Genomic DNA, 17,918 nt, shown 5'->3' with positions numbered 1-17,918 from the left:
CGGATTTCTTCAATGCTTAGACTGAGAATCCTGACAGCTTTAGTTGCGGCCCCCTTGCTGCTCGCAGCACCCGCTGTAATAATCAACGCGACGCCCAGCTATGCCAGCGAACAGGCTGAACAGTCCGCACTGAAACTGGTAGAAGGTCTCGGTCAAAAGGCGGTTGAAGCTCTTGCCAATAACAAGCTTTCAGTTGAAGAAAAGCGCGAACAGTTTTCTGTTTTAGTTAACAGCAATTTTGACATGAGACTGATCGGTCGGTTTGTTCTTGGAAAGCATTGGCGGAAAGCCAACGAACAGGAAAGAGAGGAATTTCTTGACCTGTTTAACACCTATATTATCACGACTTATCAAAAGCGTATTGGCGAGTATTCGGGTGAAAACCTGAAAATTCTAAAAGCCCGTTCACTCAATGACAAAGAATATATCGTCAATTCAGAGATTATTCGCCCTGCTGGTCCCGCCATCAAACTGGACTGGCGCTTGCGCAACAACAAAGATAATGAACTCAAAATCATCGACATCATGGTTGAAAATGTAAGCATGGCGCTTACTCACCGGGATGAGTTTTCAAGTGTTATCAGTCAAAATGGCGGCAAAGTGGAAGGGCTTCTTAAAAAGCTTCGCTCGCATATTGCTGAAAAATCCAGCTAAATTCTGTTAGCTTTCGACCGGGTTCCGAGAAGAGCCTAACTCTTCTCGAAACAGTAACCTACCGCGCGAACAGTTCGAATAAGATCAATATCACCCGCTTCATTCAGCGCTTTTCTCAACCGGCGGATATGAACGTCAACGGTTCTGTCTTCCACATAAACCCCCTGCCCCCATACACCATCAAGCAGCTGTTCTCTTGTTAAGACCCGGCCTGCACGTTCCATAAAGAACTTCAGCAGCTTAAATTCAGTTGGGCCGAGGTGAACATCCCGACCTGCGCGGCTTACCTTGTAGGCAACCAGGTCAATCGTCACGTCAGCAACCGTAATCGTATCCTGCCCCAAGTTAGGGTTATGGCGGCGTAGAACTGCACGAATACGGGCCATCAACTCTGCAGGTGAAAATGGTTTGGAAACATAATCATCCGCGCCAACATCAAGACCGCGAACACGATCAGTTTCCTCAGCTCGCGCAGTAATCATGATGACTGGCAGATTTCGAAAATCCTGATCGCGGCGAATCCGACGACATATTTCAATACCTGAAAGCTTCGGTAGCATCCAATCAAGCAGAACCATATCTGGTGTCTGCTCCTGTATACTCAACATCGCCTCTTCCCCATCAGAGGCTGAGGAGACCTGAAAGCCTTCGCTTTCCAGATTATAGCGGAGCAGCTCCACCATGGAAGGTTCGTCTTCAACAATCAGAATATTCATTACTCAACTGCCTTGTCATCGGATAACAATTCTTCACTATCCAGCATTGTCATACTGGTCTTGTCCCCTTTTGGGCGTGGACCGGATGGTGCTTCACCTTCCACCTCATACATGATGATTTCGGCGATATTGGTCATGTGGTCGCCCATACGCTCGATATTCTTCGCCATGAAAATGAGATGGGTACAGCCGGTGATGCTGCGCGGGTCCTCCATCATATAGGTCAAGAGCTCGCGAAACATGCTGTTATAAAGTTGATCAACATCCTGATCACGATGCCAAACTTCGCGGGCGAGCGATGCGTCCCCTTCGGCATACGCGCTCAAAGTGTCATGGATCATTCGTCTGACCAGCTCACTCATGCGCGGAACTGTCGAAACAGGTCCCAATGCTGGCGCCTGATTAAGGGCAATTACCCGCTTGGCCATGTTGGCAGAATAATCTGCAACCCGCTCCAGAATGGACGCTATTTTGAGCGCCGAAATCACCAAACGCAGATCATGGGCTACCGGGTTCCGAAGGGCCAGTAACCGAATGGTCATATTGTCGATATTTTTCTCCAGCTGATCGATTTCCCGATCCCCGTCGATCACTTCCTGAGCCAGCTCCGAGTTTCGCTCAACCAGTGCACGGGTCGCATCCTGAAGCTGAGATTCCGCGAGACCTCCCATCTGGACAATGGTGTTTCGAACCTCCTGCAGATCTTCATCAAAGGATGTGACGATATGTCCTGTGCCGTTCATTTCATGTTCCTCTCACGCTGATCCTAACCAAAGCGACCTGTGATATAGCCTTGTGTTCTCTCGTCACTTGGGCTGGTGAAAAGCTTTTCTGTTTCACCGTACTCAACGATTTCTCCTAAATGGAAAAAAGCTGTTTTCTGTGAAATACGGGCCGCCTGCTGCATGGAATGAGTAACGATTACAATGGTATAATTCTCTCTAAGCTCCTCGATCAGCTCTTCAACCTTTGCGGTTGCAATCGGATCAAGTGCAGAACAAGGCTCATCCATCAGAATGATTTCTGGCTGAACAGCAAGTGCCCGCGCGATGCACAGTCGCTGCTGCTGACCACCAGAGAGGCCAGTACCCGTTGAATGCAGGCGATCCCGCACTTCTGTGAGGAGGCCCGCTTTTTCCAGACTGGAAAGAACAATATCATCCAGTTCATCCTTGTTCCGCGCTAGACCGTGAATGCGCGGTGCGTAGGCCACGTTATCGTAGATTGACTTGGGAAACGGATTGGGTTTTTGAAACACCATTCCAACGCGAGCCCGAAGCAAAACTTCGTCCACATTTGGCGCGTAAATGTCCTGACCATCAAGACGAATATCGCCTTCTACGCGGCACCCTTCAACTGTATCATTCATTCGGTTTAAGCAGCGTAGAAACGTTGATTTACCGCATCCTGAGGGGCCAATTAATGCTGTGATCTGGTTTTCAAGAATATCCAGATTGACACCATTCAGTGCTTTCTTCTCTCCATAATATACGCTGACATCGCGGGCAGAAATTATGGCTTTTGATTGCATCTTTTCCGGTTTTTCCACATCGGCTAACATTTGCATTCCTAATTTCCCTTCTACCAACGACGTTCGAATTTTTTACGCAAAACCACTGCAATAGCATTCATAAACACGAGGAAGCCAAGCAGAACCATAATGGCACCAGAGGTCTTTTCCACAAATGCGCGCTCCGGGCTATCGGCCCACAAAAAGACCTGGACAGGCAACACGGTTGCCGGATCCGTTACCCCGCCCGGAATATCCACAATAAAAGCGACCATTCCGATCATTAACAACGGAGCGGTCTCTCCCAATGCCTGCGACAAGCCGATAATGGTTCCAGTCATGATACCCGGCATGGAGAGCGGCAAAACATGGTGAAAAACCATCTGTTGGCGAGAGGCTCCAAGACCCAGTGCAGCGTTTCGAATACTGTCGGGGACAGCACGAATGGAGGCGCGCGCGGCAATAATAATTGTCGGCAGCGTCATAAGAGCCAAAGTCAAACCACCAACAACAGGTGCTGATCTTGGCAGATGCGCGACATTTAAAAAGAGTGCGAGCCCGAGCAGACCAAACACGATGGAAGGAACTGCTGCGAGGTTATTGATATTAACTTCGATCAGGTCCGTAAGTTTATTCTTGGGGGCAAATTCCTCAAGATAGATAGCGGACATAACACCGATGGGAAACGAAATAAGAAACGTCGTCAGGAGCGTGTAAAAAGAGCCCACAATCGCGCCCCAAATACCTGCAAGCTCAGGCTCACGGCTATCCCCACCTGTAAAGAAACGGCTATTAAAGCGTGTAGCGACCGCGCCTTTTTCCTTTAAATGATCAAACCATGCTATCTCTTTATCCTTAACACGGCGATCTTCTTCGGGAACATCTCTTTTAATGAATCCCTTATTGAGCATATCCAGATCATCATTTGCTGTCAGAGTTACCACTTGACGCGTTCCAATCAGATCCGGGTTTTCCAGCACCATTTCCCGCAATTCATGCGCGGCCCCTTTACTCAATACAGAAAAGAGGGTTCTAAGATCACGTCTGGATTTTACTTCAGGAAATTCCGCCCGCATAGCATCCCTGAGCAGGGAGCCGTAGGAGGCTGACTGAAGGGTGCTTTTGTCTCTGGCACCATCGGGATCTATCACTTTTTCATCGAAGTGAATTTCAAGATCAATAGTCGTATAGACAAATGCGGAATACCCTTTGCTAACAATACTGAAAATCAGAATTCCCAATAAAGTCAACGCGACAAGGATTGCGGACAAACCCAAACGCCGAAAAAGACGCTCTGAGCGATGTCGGCGGATTAAATCCGGCGAGGTTTGTTCATCACGCAACAGTGATCTGGAGGATGAGGAATGCATATCAGTCATATTTTTCCCGATATTTACGAACAACGACCAGCGCGATCACGTTCAGGCAAAGAGTAATTAAAAACAGAACAAGCGCCAGTGCGAAGGCAGCCAGAGTTTTAGCACTGTCAAATTCCTGATCACCGACAAGCAGACCGACGATCTGTACTGTAACTGTCGTGACAGATTCCAGTGGGTTGATTGTCAAATTGGCGCCAAAACCCGCCGCCATTACCACAATCATCGTCTCCCCGATTGCGCGGCTTACTGCCAGCAACACGGCACCAACGATACCAGGAAGCGCGGCCGGCAAGATAACCTTGCGAACCGTTTCAGATTTTGTAGCTCCCAGACCATATGAGGCATCACGCAAACTCTGCGGAACCGCCATAATGATGTCATCACTCAATGAAGAGATAAAAGGAATAATCATCATTCCCATAACCACACCCGCAGCCAGCGCGCTTTCGGAGACAATCCGGATGCCAATAGCATCACCCATATCGCGAAAAAACACACCAACAGTCAGCGCGGCGAAAAAACCGTATACTACGGTTGGGATGCCAGCCAGAATTTCTAGAACAGGCTTTACTGACGCCCGAAACCCTTCGCTTGCATATTCTGTCATATACACCGCACTCATTAATCCCAAAGGGATTGCGACCAACATGGCGATCAAGGTTATCAATAACGTTCCCAGAAACAGGGGAACCGCCCCAAAGGCGCCTGAGGAGCAACCTGATCGGCACGAAGAGCAGTCTGTGGACTCCAGTTCAAGCCCGTGAGAAATTCGAGAAGCGGGACTTTTTCAAAAAAATTGACAGTCTCAAAAAGAAGAGAAAACACGATACCAATTGTCGTAAAGACAGATATCGTGGACGCCAGAACCAGCACGCTCAGAACCACACGTTCGATCAGGATACGGGTACGAAGGGAGGGAGTAATTTTCTGAATACCAAAATAAAGTCCGCCAGCCGCACTTACCAAAATAAGGGCTGGTATCACAACAGTGTTGATCTGATAAACGATACCACCACTAACAGTATCCGAGAGAGAGGAAAATACCGCCCAAATGGCTAAAAGAGCCAGCGGCGGAAGTATCCCCCATATGGCAACATAAATTCCAAACTGGTGCGGGCGACTCCCCAGCACCTTTCCGGACTGGGCTGATGTCTGCAACGCTTTTTTGGAGCCAAACCAGTATCCAACAGCACACATCGCGAGCAGAACAATAATTAGCGGTAAAGTACTCATATAAACGTGCCTTGCTGGATTGAAATCAAAAACATCAAAAAAAATAAACACTTCAAACCAATAAAAGAGTGTGGAGGCCAAAGCCTCCACACTGAATGACTTACATCATTTTAAGATTTGTCAGAGAAGTCGCTTCGTCGCGAACCTTCGCCCGCTCTTCTTCTGACAATGGGATCAGACCTTTTTCAGTCAGGTAACCAAATTCGCCAAACGCATCTTCGCTTGTGAACTCAGCAATATACTCCTTGATGCCTGGTACTGTACCCACATGTGCATTTTTCACATAGAAGAACAGTGAGCGGGAGATGCCATAGTCACCACTTGAGATATTTTCAAAAGTTGGCTCAACACCGCCGACTTTCGCGCCCTGAATCTGATCTGCGTTCTGATCGAGGAAGCTAAAACCAAATACGCCAACGGCTGTTGGTTCTGCGACGAGTTTCTGAACAATCAGGTTGTCATTTTCACCCGTTTCTACATAAACATTGTCTTCACGCACGGCATGAGCGATGGCTTTAAATGCTTTTTTGTCTGATTTACGCAGAGCCTTGAGACTTGGAAATGCTTTTGCTCCCCCTTCAAGAGCCAGTTCAGCGAACGCATCACGTGTCCCTGAGGTTGGAGGAGGACCAAATACTTTGATCGCTGTATTTGGCAAAGAAGGATCAACGTCTTTCCATGTTTTATATGGATTGTCGACAAGCTTGCCATCGATTGGAACCTGCTTGGCCAATGCCATGAAAATCTGCTTTTTCGTCAGGTTCAGGGGAGCCGCTGACTTGGCATTTGCAACAACGATTCCGTCAAAACCAACTTTCACTTCTGTGATGTCCGTGATACCGGCTTTTGCACATTTTTCGACTTCGGATTTTTTAATCCGCCGAGATGCATTTGTAATATCCGGATGTTCAACACCGATACCTGCACAAAACAGTTTCAATCCGCCGCCAGAGCCAGTGCTTTCAACAACAGGGGTCTTGAAGTTGCCTTTGTTACCAAAAGTTTCTGCAACAGTTGTGGAAAAAGGGAATACTGTTGAAGAGCCAACAATTCTGATTTGATCGCGAGCCACTGCTTGAGACGCAATAGCAACTGTCGCAACGACAGCAAGTCCGAGAGTTTTCTTAAACACGTCATATCTCCGTTATATCTAACGACAGCAGATCCTGCCGATGCGCGGACAGTGCCTTTTGGCGATGACGTTAGTACTACAGTTGTATGACACTATTGTTACAGCTCGGAAAGTGTTGAACTTCCGCTGTTTTTTGCCTGATTTAAAGGAAGTGTTACAGAAAAGACTGAGCCTTTTCCTACCACCGAGTCAACATCAAGCTGCCCTCTGTGGCGACTCACAATATGTTTGACAATCGCGAGGCCGAGACCGGTCCCACCCATCTCACGGCTTCGGTCACTATCAACTCGATAAAATCGCTCTGTAAGGCGCGGTAGATGTTCGGAGGGAATCCCCTCCCCCTGGTCGATTATCAGTACACGAGCTTCTTTACCCATATCTTTTAAGCGAACTGTTACTGTGCTATTGTCACGGCTGTATTTCAGAGCATTATCAATAAGGTTCGTAAACACCTGAGAAAGCTGGTCCTTGTCTCCGGCAACAACAACAGGGTGCTCAGGGATTTCAAGAGCCAACTGTTTCTGTAAATCCACGGCCTTGGCTGCGAGCAGACTTTCAACAGAGTTCAGGACATCACCCAGATTCACCTCATCTGAAGGCCTGCTATGTTCATTCATTTCGATGTGCGACAAAGATAACAAATCATCAATCAACTGCGACATACGAGTAGACTGAGCCTGCATAATTTCCAAAAACCTCTTATGGGCCTTTGGGTCATTTGCCGCAGGCCCCAACAGCGTTTCAATTGCCCCAATCAAAATAGCGAGGGGCGTACGCAATTCATGGCTGGCATTGGCGATAAAATCAACACGCATCTGCTCGGTTTTCCTGATCGCTGTTAAATCATGCAAAGTAATAATAACTCTCAGCTTTTCAGATTTTCCGCTATCAAATGCAACGACATTTGCAGCAATATGGCGAGAGACCTCTCCCACCATTTCAAACTCTACCCGACGACCGGTAATTTCACCGGCAAGGGTCGCATCAACCGCCTTGATCAATGACGGATTTCGCAAATATGTGGTTAAATCACCTTCCATATTCGTACGACCAAAGAACACGGTGGCGGCATTGTTAAACTGTACAACCCGACGACGGTGGTCCAGCACCAAAACGGAATTTGGCAAGATATTGAACAACAGCGCCGCGTCTTTTTGGCTCTCTTCTGCATCTTTCAGTGATTTTGTAAGAACACGCCTGTATTGCTGCATCGTCAGTAAAAAATCAGTAACCGGTAGCAAACCGCCACGATCTGTGTTCGAAGGATCATTTGCATCCAGTGGATTAACCACCGCATATCCCATCTTACGCGTTAAAGCTGCTATTTCCTTCAGCAAACGATTATACAGCAACACCGCAGGCCCCACAGGCGTAAGCGTGAGCAATAGCCCGTATTCCAGACTTAAGATATCGTGGCTGACCATCCAAATCGCCAGAATTGCAACAGGCAGGGTCACCACCAAAATAAACAGCAGCAGTTTGCTCAGAAACCCAGGGGTATTATGCATTCGATTTCCAAATACTACAGAAATATGAAACTAATGTTAGATTACGACAGTATGTATAAGCAGTCTTACAATTATGTGACAGCACTCAGCGTTTCCCCAATTTCCCGATTTAGGGTCAATGTCGCAATCCCATCAAGTGGCGTGGGCTCCCTGTTTAAAATGACCAGATTTGCGCCGTTCTGTCGCGCCAGAACCGGTATATCAGCCGCAGGATAAACTACCAAAGAGGAGCCTATAGCAATCATCAAATCACAGTTAAGTGCCTCTTCTTCGGCCCTTCTCATTTCAGCGACTGGCATTGCTTGCCCGAATGAAATTGTTGCAGTCTTGACAATTCCACCGCATTTCTCGCAGTGAGGAAGAATTTCATCAGGTATAAATTTTACCTTTACGGCATCAAGGCTCATTCGTTCATGACAATCTAGGCATTTGGCATATGTCGTATTGCCATGCAGTTCTATTACGTCTTCTTCGGGAATACCCGATGCTTGATGCAACCCATCTATATTCTGCGTTATGACAGCCCCAATTTTTTGTTGCTCATAGAGTTTCGCGATTGCCAAATGACCTGAATTGGGTATTGCATTGCCAAGAACCTCCTCCATCGCGAACTTGCGGCGCCAAGCTTCTTTTCGGGCCTCAGGTGAAGACATGAACTCAGAAAAATCGATAGGCCTGTTTTTTTCCCACAATCCGCCAGGGCTCCTGAAATCCGGAATGCCAGACTCAGTGCTAATCCCTGCGCCTGTAAAGACAACGATATTTGTGCTCCCCTCAATCATTTTTTGAAACGTTTGTATTTCGTCCATTTTTGCCTTGCCCTCGATCGTCACATCTTTCCAGTTCAACCGTCATTAAATCACAGGAAAGTTGGAAACTAAAACTGAATTGAGGATGTTCACATGAATACTGAACAAGCAAACAGGCTGGTTGCCCGAACAATTGCTGAAGCAATGAACCAATGTAAAAACATGGCTGTAGATGAGCAAACCTTACGAACCGGGCTCCTGACGATTACCCTTGCAAATTTCGTAAACCGCATTGGAAAAGAAAACACAATCAATTTGTTTGAGCAGATTCCCAACCAGATCCGAGCGGGCACATTTGATAAATATATAGATCCGGAAACGAACACTACTAGTCAGGGATATGCGCAGCCCGCACCAGCGCAACCACACCCCCCGCAATCAGCGCCGGCGCAACCAACTGAACAGCAAATGGCGCAAAGCTATCGGTCGGATGTGATGCCATCCAACTTCATTCCCCCGCAAAGGCCAGATTTATTGAATATGTCAGGATTGCCCCAACGCCCCGCGAAACGTCGTTTAAAACCATAAGGATAAAGAGATTTGGATCAAAACCTTTATTAAAAATTTACTTAAACCAGACCGTTATTCTTAACAGTTTTTAAGGAAGAATTGTTTAGACTCCCCTGCAAATGATCATGGACAGCAAAGGGAGACAAGAACGTGCTCCAGTTTGAAACTATTCATAAAGCAAACAAGGCTATGCTGTTAATTGGTACCAGCCTCGTTGTAGCAAGTTGCGGAACAGCCCAAAACGGACCTTACAGTTCCACCCCACAAGGTACCGAAATTGCGACTGAAACGAACGGCGACACGGATTTTTCAGGCGAACTGTCACCAAATCGACTGATACGAATTGCTGAACGGGAATGGTCGAAAGGCAAAGCTGAAACTGCCTTGCGATTTTATTCAATGGCAGCAGAAAAAGCACCTCAGGATCCGACACCGGTTTTGGGAATTGCAAAAATTCTGCGCAAAAGCAAAAAAACAAAAGCTGCACTCGACCTATACAATCAGCTTGCCTCCAAATATCCGGATTTACCCGCTGTTCATTCAGGAATTGGCTACACATTGCTATCAATTGACAAGCCATATTTAGCCGCAAAATCCTTTGAACATGCAGTTTCACTCGACAAAAAGAATGCGAAATCACTTGGTGGTCTGGCGTTGGCGCTGGATAGTGCAGGTGAGCATGAAAAGGCCCAAGATTATTACAGACTTGCCATTGAAGCAGAACCCGCAAATCTGACATACCAAAACAATCTTGCTCTTTCTCTCGCTCTAACCGGCAGGCTGGAACAAGCGATTGCGATGTTTGATATCATTACCGCCCACCCCAACGCTACTGCGCGGCATCGTCAAAATCTCGCACTGGTATATGGTATGGCAGGCAAATCGGCGGATGCCATGCGCTATTCCAGAATGGACTTGAGCGAAAGTGAAGCCAGAAACAACGCCCTTTATTTTCAGGCGTTAAATAGCGATAGAGGAAGGCATGAAAACGCATCTTCTGTCGCGGCAGTTGCGCCTGAAACCACACGCAATAGAGGAGCCCACACATCTCGTCAGCCATATACACTTATCGAAACAAAAACCGAAACAAAAGACATTCGGGTTCAACCAGATGCGGAACCAGATGTACCTTCGGATTTAATTGCGAGTGCACGAATGGCAAACAGGAGCCGTTCCATGATTGCGGAGCCTGCTCCAAAAGAGCCGATGAGATCTAGTGAGTTAGCTGTTGCTCTGTCAACAAATTCTGCCCCTGAAAAAAATGTTAGTCAGCCGTTTGAAGAACTGACCAAACTGGCAACAGCAATGAGCGCTGCACGGGCCCCTGCGTATAAATCTGCCATGCAATATGCTGCAGAACCTCTAGATGCAATCACTAAGGTATCAACTCATACCGAAGCAGATCAGAATGGTGAAATACGCGACCAGGCAATCGCCCAAGACCCCGAAAATAACGCTGATACTGCCAGAGTTGAGAATAAACCAGAACAGGTCGAGCCACCTCTTGCCCTGCTCGAACCTGATAACGATCAGCAAAACTCCCACAAAGCCTATATCCAGCCCATTGCCTATGACTGGTATTCAGGAGGCTCAACTGATCTGTGGTCACGTAAACCAGTTCAAACTGCACCCGGTGATACAAAGCCGCTTTATTACGTTCAGGTTGCATCCTTTCAAAATCTGGACCGGGCGAAGCGCGCATGGCGTGAATTAACAAGCCGACACCCTGATCTGCTCAATGAATATAGCCCTGTTTATACTGTTGCCGAAGTTGAAAACCGAGGAACATATTATCGAGTGCGTATCGGCGGATTTGCAGCCAAAGAGACACCCCGTGTTCTTTGCGGAAACTTGCAAGAAAGAAGTACGGACTGCTATTTGACGAAAGTGAATTCGCAAATCGAGATTGATGGTGAAGCTATAGCCGATGCGGATCCTGCCAACGATCAAGAAGGGTATGTAGTAGCCAATACAGCAGGCCATAAGCAACAAAAGAGGTCACTTTCTATAGATGACCAAACAACTGCCTCGGTTTCTTACTGATAGAGTTTATTACAAATTAAGAACAAGGCCCCAAAAATTGGGGCCTTGTTCGCATTCTTTCCATCCAGTTTGCAATTCAAGCAAATTCGCTGATTTTTGTACCCCACCAATCAACTGTAGTTTTTGCGGTCTTTTCAAATTCTGGGAAGCTTGCTTTGATCCTGCCTAGTTCTGCGTGATGTTTTTCAAGCACCGCAGCCATTTCTGACAGACGTATTGAATACAGTGACCCGGTGGAGCCTTTCATAGCGTGAGCTAAACGCCTAAGTGTTTCAGTATCGCTGTTGTCCGCCGATGTTTTAAGCTCGTCCACCGTCTCCTGCACACCGTCAACGGCCCGGTTTAAAAGTAAAGAGAGCACATCGTCCCCTAAATCAGCTCGCAACATTTCAAGCTGTTCATCATCCCCGATCTGTTGCGAGACTCCAGAAAATAGATCCATCACACGCAAACTTTCTCCAGTGGTTCACCTTCACGATGAAAAACCGTCTAAAGGTAAATCCCATTATTTTCCAAGTTACTAATATTAACCGGAACCGGAGAAAGCATCAAGAGCGCGAAGTACGGCCGGGCCAATGAGCACAATAAAGAGTGCGGGAAGAATAAATAGGATCATTGGAACCGTCATAATTGCAGGCAGACGGGCCGCTTTTTCTTCGGCCTTCATCAAACGCTCGTCCCGCATTTCAGCCGAAAGTACCCGCAGCAACCGCAAGAGGCGTTCCATATTTTTCTGTCTGCAACAAGGTATTGACGAGCGTGTTCATGGATTGAAAGTCTACGCGTGAAGACAAATTCATCAATGCTTCCTTGCGATCTGGCAAAAAGCCCAATTCAATAGCAGTCAAAGCAAATTCATCTGCAAGTTCCGGAGCCGAATTTGAAACCTCGCGGCAAACCCGATCAAGGCCGCTATCCAAATTCAAGCCAGCTTCTGTACAAATGACCAGAAGGTCCAACCCATCTGGCAGCGCTTTGCGAATAAGGGCATAACGTTTACTAATCTGGTTTTTAAGAATAATTCCCGGCAATATGTAACCCGTAAATGCAGCAGCAAGAGCAACCGCAATGCCTGCAGGAAGCGGCCAGTCAAAGGGATTTTTAGCAACAGCATACAGTACGCCCAGAACTCCAAAAAGTATTGGCAATGAAATCCGTGCAAACAGGTAAGTTGCCAGAGCTTCTTTTGATCGCCAGCCTGCTTGTGCCAAATGAGCGGAGATCTGTTTCGCCCTTTCCCCTTTCATCAACTGTAGTTTTTTCACCACGCGATGCATAAAGCTTTCTTTTGCAATCAAATTACTGCGTTGGGGGTTTTTCTTGACGATTTCATCACGTAATTGCTTGCGGCGGTTTTCCAATCCCTTGATTCTATCAGGAAGGGAGTCCTTGACCAAAAGCGCATTCCAAATCAGCAAGAAGGACGCCATTGAGGCTACACCGGCAATTATGGCCAGAATATCTGTAGATTTCATCCAATCGGGGAGCAAGGTTGCAATATCTATCATAGCTGCTCTCCTAAATCTCGAAACGTACCATTTTGGCCATCACGCCTACACCGCCTGCAATCATTGTCAGTCCCGCACCAATTAGATATATGCCACGCGGATCGTTGACCAATGTGAGGATATAATCAGCGTTTGCGAGCCACAGTAGAAAGAACATGATGAAAGGCAGTGATCCAATAATCCAGGCACTGGCACGTGCTTCCGAAGACATCGCTTTGATCTTCAGTTTGATTTGGCGACGCTTGCGCAGAATATTGGCAAGACCTGCAAGGGTTTCTGCAAGATTACCACCTGTTTCACGCTGGATGGAAATGGCAATGACAAGAAACTTGAAATCCGGCACATCAATGCGTTTTGAAACTTCCCAGAGTCCTTCTTCTACAGATTTTCCCATCTTAACAGTGTTTGCAACACCCTTGAATTCGCTCGCAATCGGTTCAGGTGCATCATGTCCCACAGTGATAATTGCTTCGCTGATTGGAATACCCGCCCGAAGACCGCGCACCAGCAATTCAATTGCTTCAGGAAAATGCTTCATGAATTTGTTAACACGTCGCCGCCCCAAAAAACCAATTGTCCAATGCGGAAAAATCATCCCAGCAGCCAACCCCACTGGGATGCATAAAACAAGAGGCAGCTCATAAACAAAATACATCAAAACCCAGATGGTTGCCATGGTCACAAATGTGATCAACGCATATTCCGCGATTGTTAGTTTTGTGCCAGTTTTCTGTAATCTTGCACGTAATTCAGTCGGCTTTGGAACAAATTTTCGCGCAATCGTATCAAGGATTTTAATACTGCTTTGACGATCATCAATACGGGCCGAATTCCGCTGAGTATTTTTAGGCATTACCGGAGTATGACCATGAGATAGATTTGCGAGGCGCCGTTTGGCACTTGCAGAATTACCGTCTCCTCCAACAAGTGCAAATCCGAGCACCAAAGTGACAAAAAGCGTCGCTCCGCCAACAATCAGCATCAGTGTGAGCTGGTCTTCTCCTGCAAACATCACATTGCTCCAATCAACATCTTGTCGAGACCAAAATAAGCAGCGCGGGGCGTGAAATGGGGACGCAAACCAGAAGATTTAAAGTCGCCGATCAGACGCCCTCCCTTGTCTTCACCCTGGTATTCGTACCAAAACAGATCCTGCATGGTGATGACATCTTCTTCCATGCCGACAACTTCAGAAACATAGGTGACGCGGCGAACACCGTCTCGCATACGGCTCACTTGCACAATAAGATCAATAGCGGATGCAATCTGAGTTCGAACTGCTTTCGCAGGCAGGTTAATTCCAGACATTCCAACCATATTTTCAAGTCGGGTCAGTGCTTCACGAGGACGGTTCGCATGAATAGTTGATAGAGAGCCATCATGCCCAGTGTTCATCGCCTGCAACATATCAATAGCCTCGCTACCCCGAATTTCCCCCAAAATAATACGATCAGGACGCATTCGAAGCGAGTTTTTGAGCAAATCACGCATGCTGATTTCTCCTGTTCCTTCGAGGTTGGCAGAACGGGTTTCCAATCGCACGACATGCGGCTGCTGCAATTGCAGTTCGGCTGCGTCCTCGATCGTTACAATCCGCTCCCCCGGATCAATCAACTGGGAAATAGCGTTCAGCATGGTTGTCTTACCCGAGCCGGTACCGCCAGAAATCAGAATATTTAGCCTGCATCTACCGGCTACCCTTAAAACAGTTGCGGCAGCTGGAGACAGGTTCCCCTGCTTTTCCATTGTATCAAGGGTTATTTTCTGCTTGGCAAATTTACGAATTGAAATGCTGGGACCATCAATTGCCAAGGGCGGAATAATAATATTCACACGACTACCATCTGCAAGACGCGCATCAACCAGCGGATTTGACTCATCCACCCGACGCCCGACGTGACTAACAATCCTGCCAGCAATACTCAAGACATGTGCATTATCACGAAACTGACAGTCAGACAGAACCAGCTTACCTTTTTGTTCCACATAGACCTGTTTTGGGCCATTGACCATAATGTCTGTTATAGTTTCATCTGCCAGAAGTGGCTCCAAAGGACCAAGCCCCAGCATATCATGCATGAGGCGTTCAATCAGCTCCCTTTGCTCACGCTGATTGAGCTGAATACGCTCCTCGACAAGAATATCAGCAACAATATCTGAAATATCCCTGGCAAGATCCAGTCTGTCCATTTGAACGGCTGCGCTGATGTCAATTCGCTCCAGCAATAAAGGTTGAATCCGTTCTTTTATTTTTTCGATTTGAGAAGTCGCCCTAGGAGCTTGTGATTCCAGAACGGGCTCGAGCTTGAGTATATCCGCTGATTTTTCTTCCTCTTCTACGGGCGGCACAATATCGCCTGCAGCTTCAGGGTTTTCAACAGCAGAGGCCTGATCTTCGATTGGTGCAGCATTTGCCAAAGGGACTTGAGGTTGTGAGAAATCCTCTTCCTCTTCAAAGTCCCCTTTGCTGGAAAGAAATTCAGTTTCCGGACGTTCAAATTCAGCCTTCACCTCAACAGGTGCTTCAGCATCAACGCCAAAGACGGTCACGCCCTCTTCCACGATCTGTGTCGCTGAGGGTAACTCAACCCCGTTTGAATCCTGCGAAGAGTTTCCGGCTTCAACATTCCCAATAGCGTTCTGATCTACAGCAGGATTTCGAGCTTGGTACTCACTCCAGATTCTATCAGAAAGCGCCGCCACCAGATTTCTCTGCTCCAATACGTTTAGGGAGAGATTTTCTGTTTCAATCTGTTGCTTGGCAAACTGCTTCACCGCAGCAGAGACTTGGGGGCGCGCCACGCCCGCTTCGAATTGGCTCAGCAATTCAGAGCAGGCTTGCTCATATAAACGATCAACAAGAGCAACATCATTGGCCGACGACCCGGCGCGACCTTGCGCAGGTTTTGCATTTTTCTGACTATTTGAGGACGACCGCCACAAACTCACGCTCCACTACCCTTCGGATTTTCCGGATTTTTTCAGGAGACCGAACAACCCTTTTTTGCGCGGCTCTTCATAACCGGAAAGATCTGCAGCTAACTGCCGCAAGACCCTAGTAATCGGACCTTTCGCATTAACAGTCGGGATCGACTTTCCGGCGTTTGCACAAACGGTCAAAGTTTTTGCATCTTCAGGAACAAAATATTCTGCTGGCTCTTCCAATGCTTTTTGAAAATCCGCTTTAGCAACTTGCGTTGCCCTCTCAGATCCAACACGACTGATCACTTTCACTATCCGTCCTTTGGTGGAAAGTGATGTCATCGCCTGTGTTATCCGATTAATATCGCGAATACCGGCGAGGGTTTGATCCGAAACAAGTACAACAGTATCAGCGGAGGCAAGCAAGGCACCTTGCGTCGGCAACAGGTGACGCGGCAGATCAACAATTATTTGACTGTAATCTTGTGAAATTTCCCCTATCAATGCATCAATACTATCCGGATTGACGTCAACAAACTCTTCTATCGGCTCCTCTGTCCCAAGAACGGCCAATCGATCGCCGGCTTTGGTGATAGCACTATCAAGAAAGAGTTTATCCAAGCGATGAGGATTTTCGAGCGCCTCCCGGAAGCCACCTCCTGATTCAACATCCAATGACAGGGTGCTTGTTCCGAAATGCAGATCCAGATCAAGAAGAGCTGCGGGCAATTTTTCTTCGTTTGCCATGATCCAGGCAAGGTTCGTTGCGATGGTAGACGCACCGGTTCCACCGCGTACGCCAATGACTACTGTCAACTTGCCGCTTTGAGCAGTCTGCACTGCTGCGGCTTGCCGGTCCACATTTTCCACAGCATCGCTGAACAATTCAGTCGTAAGCGGCTTAACCAGATAATCATGAGCCCCCAATGACATCATTCTGCGAAAGACCATTACATCATTGGACGTTCCAATAACAATCAAATGATTTGTTGGCCCCATCTTGCGCACAAGCCGAGTTATATCGCCCTCCGGATCCAAGCTTCGGCTAATATCCACAACCACTTTTTTGGGAGAATGACCGGGTTCGATACGATTAAGTGCTTCGGTGATACCGCCATCCTGAACAGCATCCGCAGAAAAGCCAATAGACCCTGCAGCAGCCCTGCAAATGCCCAAGGAATGTTCATCGTCAACGAATACCATTACATCTTCGAAAACCTGATTTCCAAAGAGTGTACTTAAATTTGATGCTGCACTGGCCATGTCTGTACCTTCTCAACCTAAAAAGCAACTGAACCTGCTAGTTACCACCTTCAGAGGATCCGCTCTCTTCTGAACCGCCACCAGTAGTGCTTGATTTTCCACCCAGTTTGTATTTGAGAATGGATTTGGCTGCCCTCTCGCCGTCATATCCACCGATCTGAGCGGGGGACACCAAGTCTTTAGGGTTCGCAACCATTTGCGCAAATGCAGACGCAGTTGCACAGCCCATATTGGGTAATGGCAGATTTTCATAAGACGTTCCCGCCGGCCGGTGCCACCCCTTTGCACATTTCGGATCAGCTGTCGCAACATATTTGGAGTAATAGACACGAAGTGAATTACGAAGACCGTCTCCAACTATTTTTGGTGACACTTTCAAACCTTGATCCTGCAAAAAACTACCAACAGCACCAAAGCGCTGCTCGTTCACCCCCCCAGGGTCATCGAAAGGGGGTAGTTCCAGATAAACTTCTTCGCCGAACTTAATCCCTTGCGCCTGTAAGAAACCCAACAGACGACCTTTTTCAAGATCACTAAATTCAGCTCCTGAACTGTCAAAGCGTGTAACAAAGGTAGGCGTTAAAACCTGCACATTGATCTGTTTTGCCATATTTGCCGTAGCGGGAGAGGCACGTAATTCCGCAGGACGACCCGTATCCGGTCCATTGGCGCACATGCAACCAGAGTTGCAAAACCTACAAAAGCCACAAATGATTTCTTTAAGTTTGATA

The 17,918-nt window shown here is 47.3% G+C and carries 17 protein-coding genes and 1 pseudogene; 3 read left to right on the top strand and 15 right to left on the bottom strand.

Annotation, left to right across the window (positions count from 1 at the left end):
• Positions 1 to 12: 12 nt before the first annotated feature.
• Positions 13 to 654, top strand: coding sequence for an MlaC/ttg2D family ABC transporter substrate-binding protein (locus JCM23214_RS13805; RefSeq protein ID WP_025899458.1), 642 nt, complete (start codon positions 13 to 15; stop codon positions 652 to 654).
• Between the two features lie 35 nt (positions 655 to 689).
• Here JCM23214_RS13805 and phoB read toward each other — a convergent pair whose 3' ends face one another.
• From phoB to JCM23214_RS13765, 8 genes and pseudogenes are all read right to left on the bottom strand, one after another.
• A complete protein-coding gene (gene phoB, locus JCM23214_RS13800; RefSeq protein ID WP_025899457.1) occupies positions 690 to 1,370 on the bottom strand; it encodes a phosphate regulon transcriptional regulator PhoB in 681 nt (226 codons plus the stop codon).
• Positions 1,370 to 2,113 (bottom strand): phosphate signaling complex protein PhoU, encoded by a 744-nt coding sequence (phoU, locus tag JCM23214_RS13795; protein WP_025899456.1) that lies wholly within the window; start codon positions 2,111 to 2,113, stop codon positions 1,370 to 1,372. Before phoU ends, phoB begins: the two co-directional genes overlap by 1 nt.
• A gap of 23 nt (positions 2,114 to 2,136) precedes the next feature.
• Positions 2,137 to 2,937 carry a phosphate ABC transporter ATP-binding protein PstB gene (gene pstB / locus JCM23214_RS13790; protein WP_025899455.1) on the bottom strand — a complete coding sequence of 267 codons (801 nt, stop codon included), beginning with the start codon at positions 2,935 to 2,937 and terminating at the stop codon, positions 2,137 to 2,139.
• Positions 2,938 to 2,951: 14 nt separating this feature from the next.
• Positions 2,952 to 4,250: a phosphate ABC transporter permease PstA gene (gene pstA / locus JCM23214_RS13785; protein ID WP_025899454.1), complete on the bottom strand. Its 1,299-nt coding sequence runs from the start codon at positions 4,248 to 4,250 to the stop codon at positions 2,952 to 2,954.
• 1 nt (position 4,251) lies between these two features.
• Positions 4,252 to 5,492, bottom strand: a pseudogene (gene pstC / locus JCM23214_RS26785) (phosphate ABC transporter permease subunit PstC).
• 100 nt (positions 5,493 to 5,592) lie between these two features.
• Positions 5,593 to 6,624, bottom strand: coding sequence for a substrate-binding domain-containing protein (locus JCM23214_RS13775; RefSeq protein ID WP_025899453.1), 1,032 nt, complete (start codon positions 6,622 to 6,624; stop codon positions 5,593 to 5,595).
• Between the two features lie 98 nt (positions 6,625 to 6,722).
• Positions 6,723 to 8,132 carry an ATP-binding protein gene (locus JCM23214_RS13770; protein ID WP_025899452.1) on the bottom strand — a complete coding sequence of 470 codons (1,410 nt, stop codon included), beginning with the start codon at positions 8,130 to 8,132 and terminating at the stop codon, positions 6,723 to 6,725.
• Positions 8,133 to 8,203: 71 nt separating this feature from the next.
• Entirely contained in the window at positions 8,204 to 8,941 is a 738-nt protein-coding gene (locus JCM23214_RS13765) for an SIR2 family NAD-dependent protein deacylase (RefSeq protein ID WP_037493680.1), read from the bottom strand.
• Positions 8,942 to 9,034: 93 nt separating this feature from the next.
• Between JCM23214_RS13765 and JCM23214_RS13760 the strand changes: the two genes are divergently transcribed.
• The gene (locus JCM23214_RS13760; protein WP_025899450.1) at positions 9,035 to 9,469 is read left to right on the top strand and encodes a hypothetical protein; all 435 of its coding nucleotides are present in this window, start codon (positions 9,035 to 9,037) and stop codon (positions 9,467 to 9,469) included.
• Between the two features lie 132 nt (positions 9,470 to 9,601).
• Positions 9,602 to 11,494, top strand: coding sequence for an SPOR domain-containing protein (locus JCM23214_RS13755; protein ID WP_025899449.1), 1,893 nt, complete (start codon positions 9,602 to 9,604; stop codon positions 11,492 to 11,494).
• A 76-nt stretch (positions 11,495 to 11,570) separates the two neighbouring features.
• Here the strand turns inward: JCM23214_RS13755 and JCM23214_RS13750 are convergent, their stop codons facing one another.
• The 7 genes from JCM23214_RS13750 to JCM23214_RS13725 all read right to left on the bottom strand — a co-directional run bounded on the left by JCM23214_RS13750 (position 11,571) and on the right by JCM23214_RS13725 (position 17,863).
• Complete coding sequence (locus JCM23214_RS13750) at positions 11,571 to 11,936, bottom strand: Hpt domain-containing protein (protein ID WP_025899448.1); 366 nt, start codon at positions 11,934 to 11,936, stop codon at positions 11,571 to 11,573.
• A gap of 84 nt (positions 11,937 to 12,020) precedes the next feature.
• Complete coding sequence (locus JCM23214_RS24755) at positions 12,021 to 12,221, bottom strand: type II secretion system F family protein (RefSeq protein WP_199899605.1); 201 nt, start codon at positions 12,219 to 12,221, stop codon at positions 12,021 to 12,023.
• Entirely contained in the window at positions 12,181 to 13,002 is an 822-nt protein-coding gene (locus JCM23214_RS20915; protein WP_051548176.1) for a type II secretion system F family protein, read from the bottom strand. The genes JCM23214_RS24755 and JCM23214_RS20915 overlap by 41 nt, the downstream gene beginning before the upstream one ends.
• Positions 13,003 to 13,012: 10 nt before the next feature.
• Entirely contained in the window at positions 13,013 to 14,014 is a 1,002-nt protein-coding gene (locus JCM23214_RS13740) for a type II secretion system F family protein (protein WP_025899447.1), read from the bottom strand.
• Positions 14,014 to 15,351 carry a TadA family conjugal transfer-associated ATPase gene (locus JCM23214_RS24750; protein WP_439646404.1) on the bottom strand — a complete coding sequence of 446 codons (1,338 nt, stop codon included), beginning with the start codon at positions 15,349 to 15,351 and terminating at the stop codon, positions 14,014 to 14,016. Before JCM23214_RS24750 ends, JCM23214_RS13740 begins: the two co-directional genes overlap by 1 nt.
• A gap of 606 nt (positions 15,352 to 15,957) precedes the next feature.
• On the bottom strand, positions 15,958 to 17,187 hold the full coding sequence (locus JCM23214_RS13730; RefSeq protein ID WP_025899445.1) for a CpaE/TadZ family protein: 1,230 nt from the start codon (positions 17,185 to 17,187) through the stop codon (positions 15,958 to 15,960).
• Between the two features lie 37 nt (positions 17,188 to 17,224).
• Positions 17,225 to 17,863, bottom strand: coding sequence for a CpaD family pilus assembly lipoprotein (locus JCM23214_RS13725; protein WP_025899444.1), 639 nt, complete (start codon positions 17,861 to 17,863; stop codon positions 17,225 to 17,227).
• Between the last annotated feature and the right edge of the window lie 55 nt (positions 17,864 to 17,918).

This window comes from Sneathiella glossodoripedis JCM 23214 (genome assembly GCF_000616095.1).
In the GTDB taxonomy this organism is placed as follows: Bacteria; Pseudomonadota; Alphaproteobacteria; order Sneathiellales; family Sneathiellaceae; genus Sneathiella; species Sneathiella glossodoripedis.
The sequence above is the reverse complement of the archived record's forward strand: the minus strand, read 5'-3'. Positions and strand labels throughout refer to the sequence as shown.

Coding starts and splice junctions, on each gene's coding strand:
- JCM23214_RS13725 (WP_025899444.1), bottom strand. CDS start 17,863: ATGTGCGCCAATGGACCGGATACGGGTCGTCCTGCGGAATTACGTGCC.
- JCM23214_RS24755 (WP_199899605.1), bottom strand. CDS start 12,221: ATGGAACGCCTCTTGCGGTTGCTGCGGGTACTTTCGGCTGAAATGCGG.
- phoB (WP_025899457.1), bottom strand. CDS start 1,370: ATGAATATTCTGATTGTTGAAGACGAACCTTCCATGGTGGAGCTGCTC.
- JCM23214_RS13750 (WP_025899448.1), bottom strand. CDS start 11,936: ATGGATCTATTTTCTGGAGTCTCGCAACAGATCGGGGATGATGAACAG.
- pstB (WP_025899455.1), bottom strand. CDS start 2,937: ATGCAAATGTTAGCCGATGTGGAAAAACCGGAAAAGATGCAATCAAAA.
- JCM23214_RS13730 (WP_025899445.1), bottom strand. CDS start 17,187: ATGGCCAGTGCAGCATCAAATTTAAGTACACTCTTTGGAAATCAGGTT.
- JCM23214_RS13760 (WP_025899450.1), top strand. CDS start 9,035: ATGAATACTGAACAAGCAAACAGGCTGGTTGCCCGAACAATTGCTGAA.
- JCM23214_RS13770 (WP_025899452.1), bottom strand. CDS start 8,132: ATGCATAATACCCCTGGGTTTCTGAGCAAACTGCTGCTGTTTATTTTG.
- pstA (WP_025899454.1), bottom strand. CDS start 4,250: ATGCATTCCTCATCCTCCAGATCACTGTTGCGTGATGAACAAACCTCG.
- JCM23214_RS13740 (WP_025899447.1), bottom strand. CDS start 14,014: ATGTTTGCAGGAGAAGACCAGCTCACACTGATGCTGATTGTTGGCGGA.
- JCM23214_RS13765 (WP_037493680.1), bottom strand. CDS start 8,941: ATGGACGAAATACAAACGTTTCAAAAAATGATTGAGGGGAGCACAAAT.
- JCM23214_RS20915 (WP_051548176.1), bottom strand. CDS start 13,002: ATGATAGATATTGCAACCTTGCTCCCCGATTGGATGAAATCTACAGAT.
- phoU (WP_025899456.1), bottom strand. CDS start 2,113: ATGAACGGCACAGGACATATCGTCACATCCTTTGATGAAGATCTGCAG.
- JCM23214_RS13805 (WP_025899458.1), top strand. CDS start 13: ATGCTTAGACTGAGAATCCTGACAGCTTTAGTTGCGGCCCCCTTGCTG.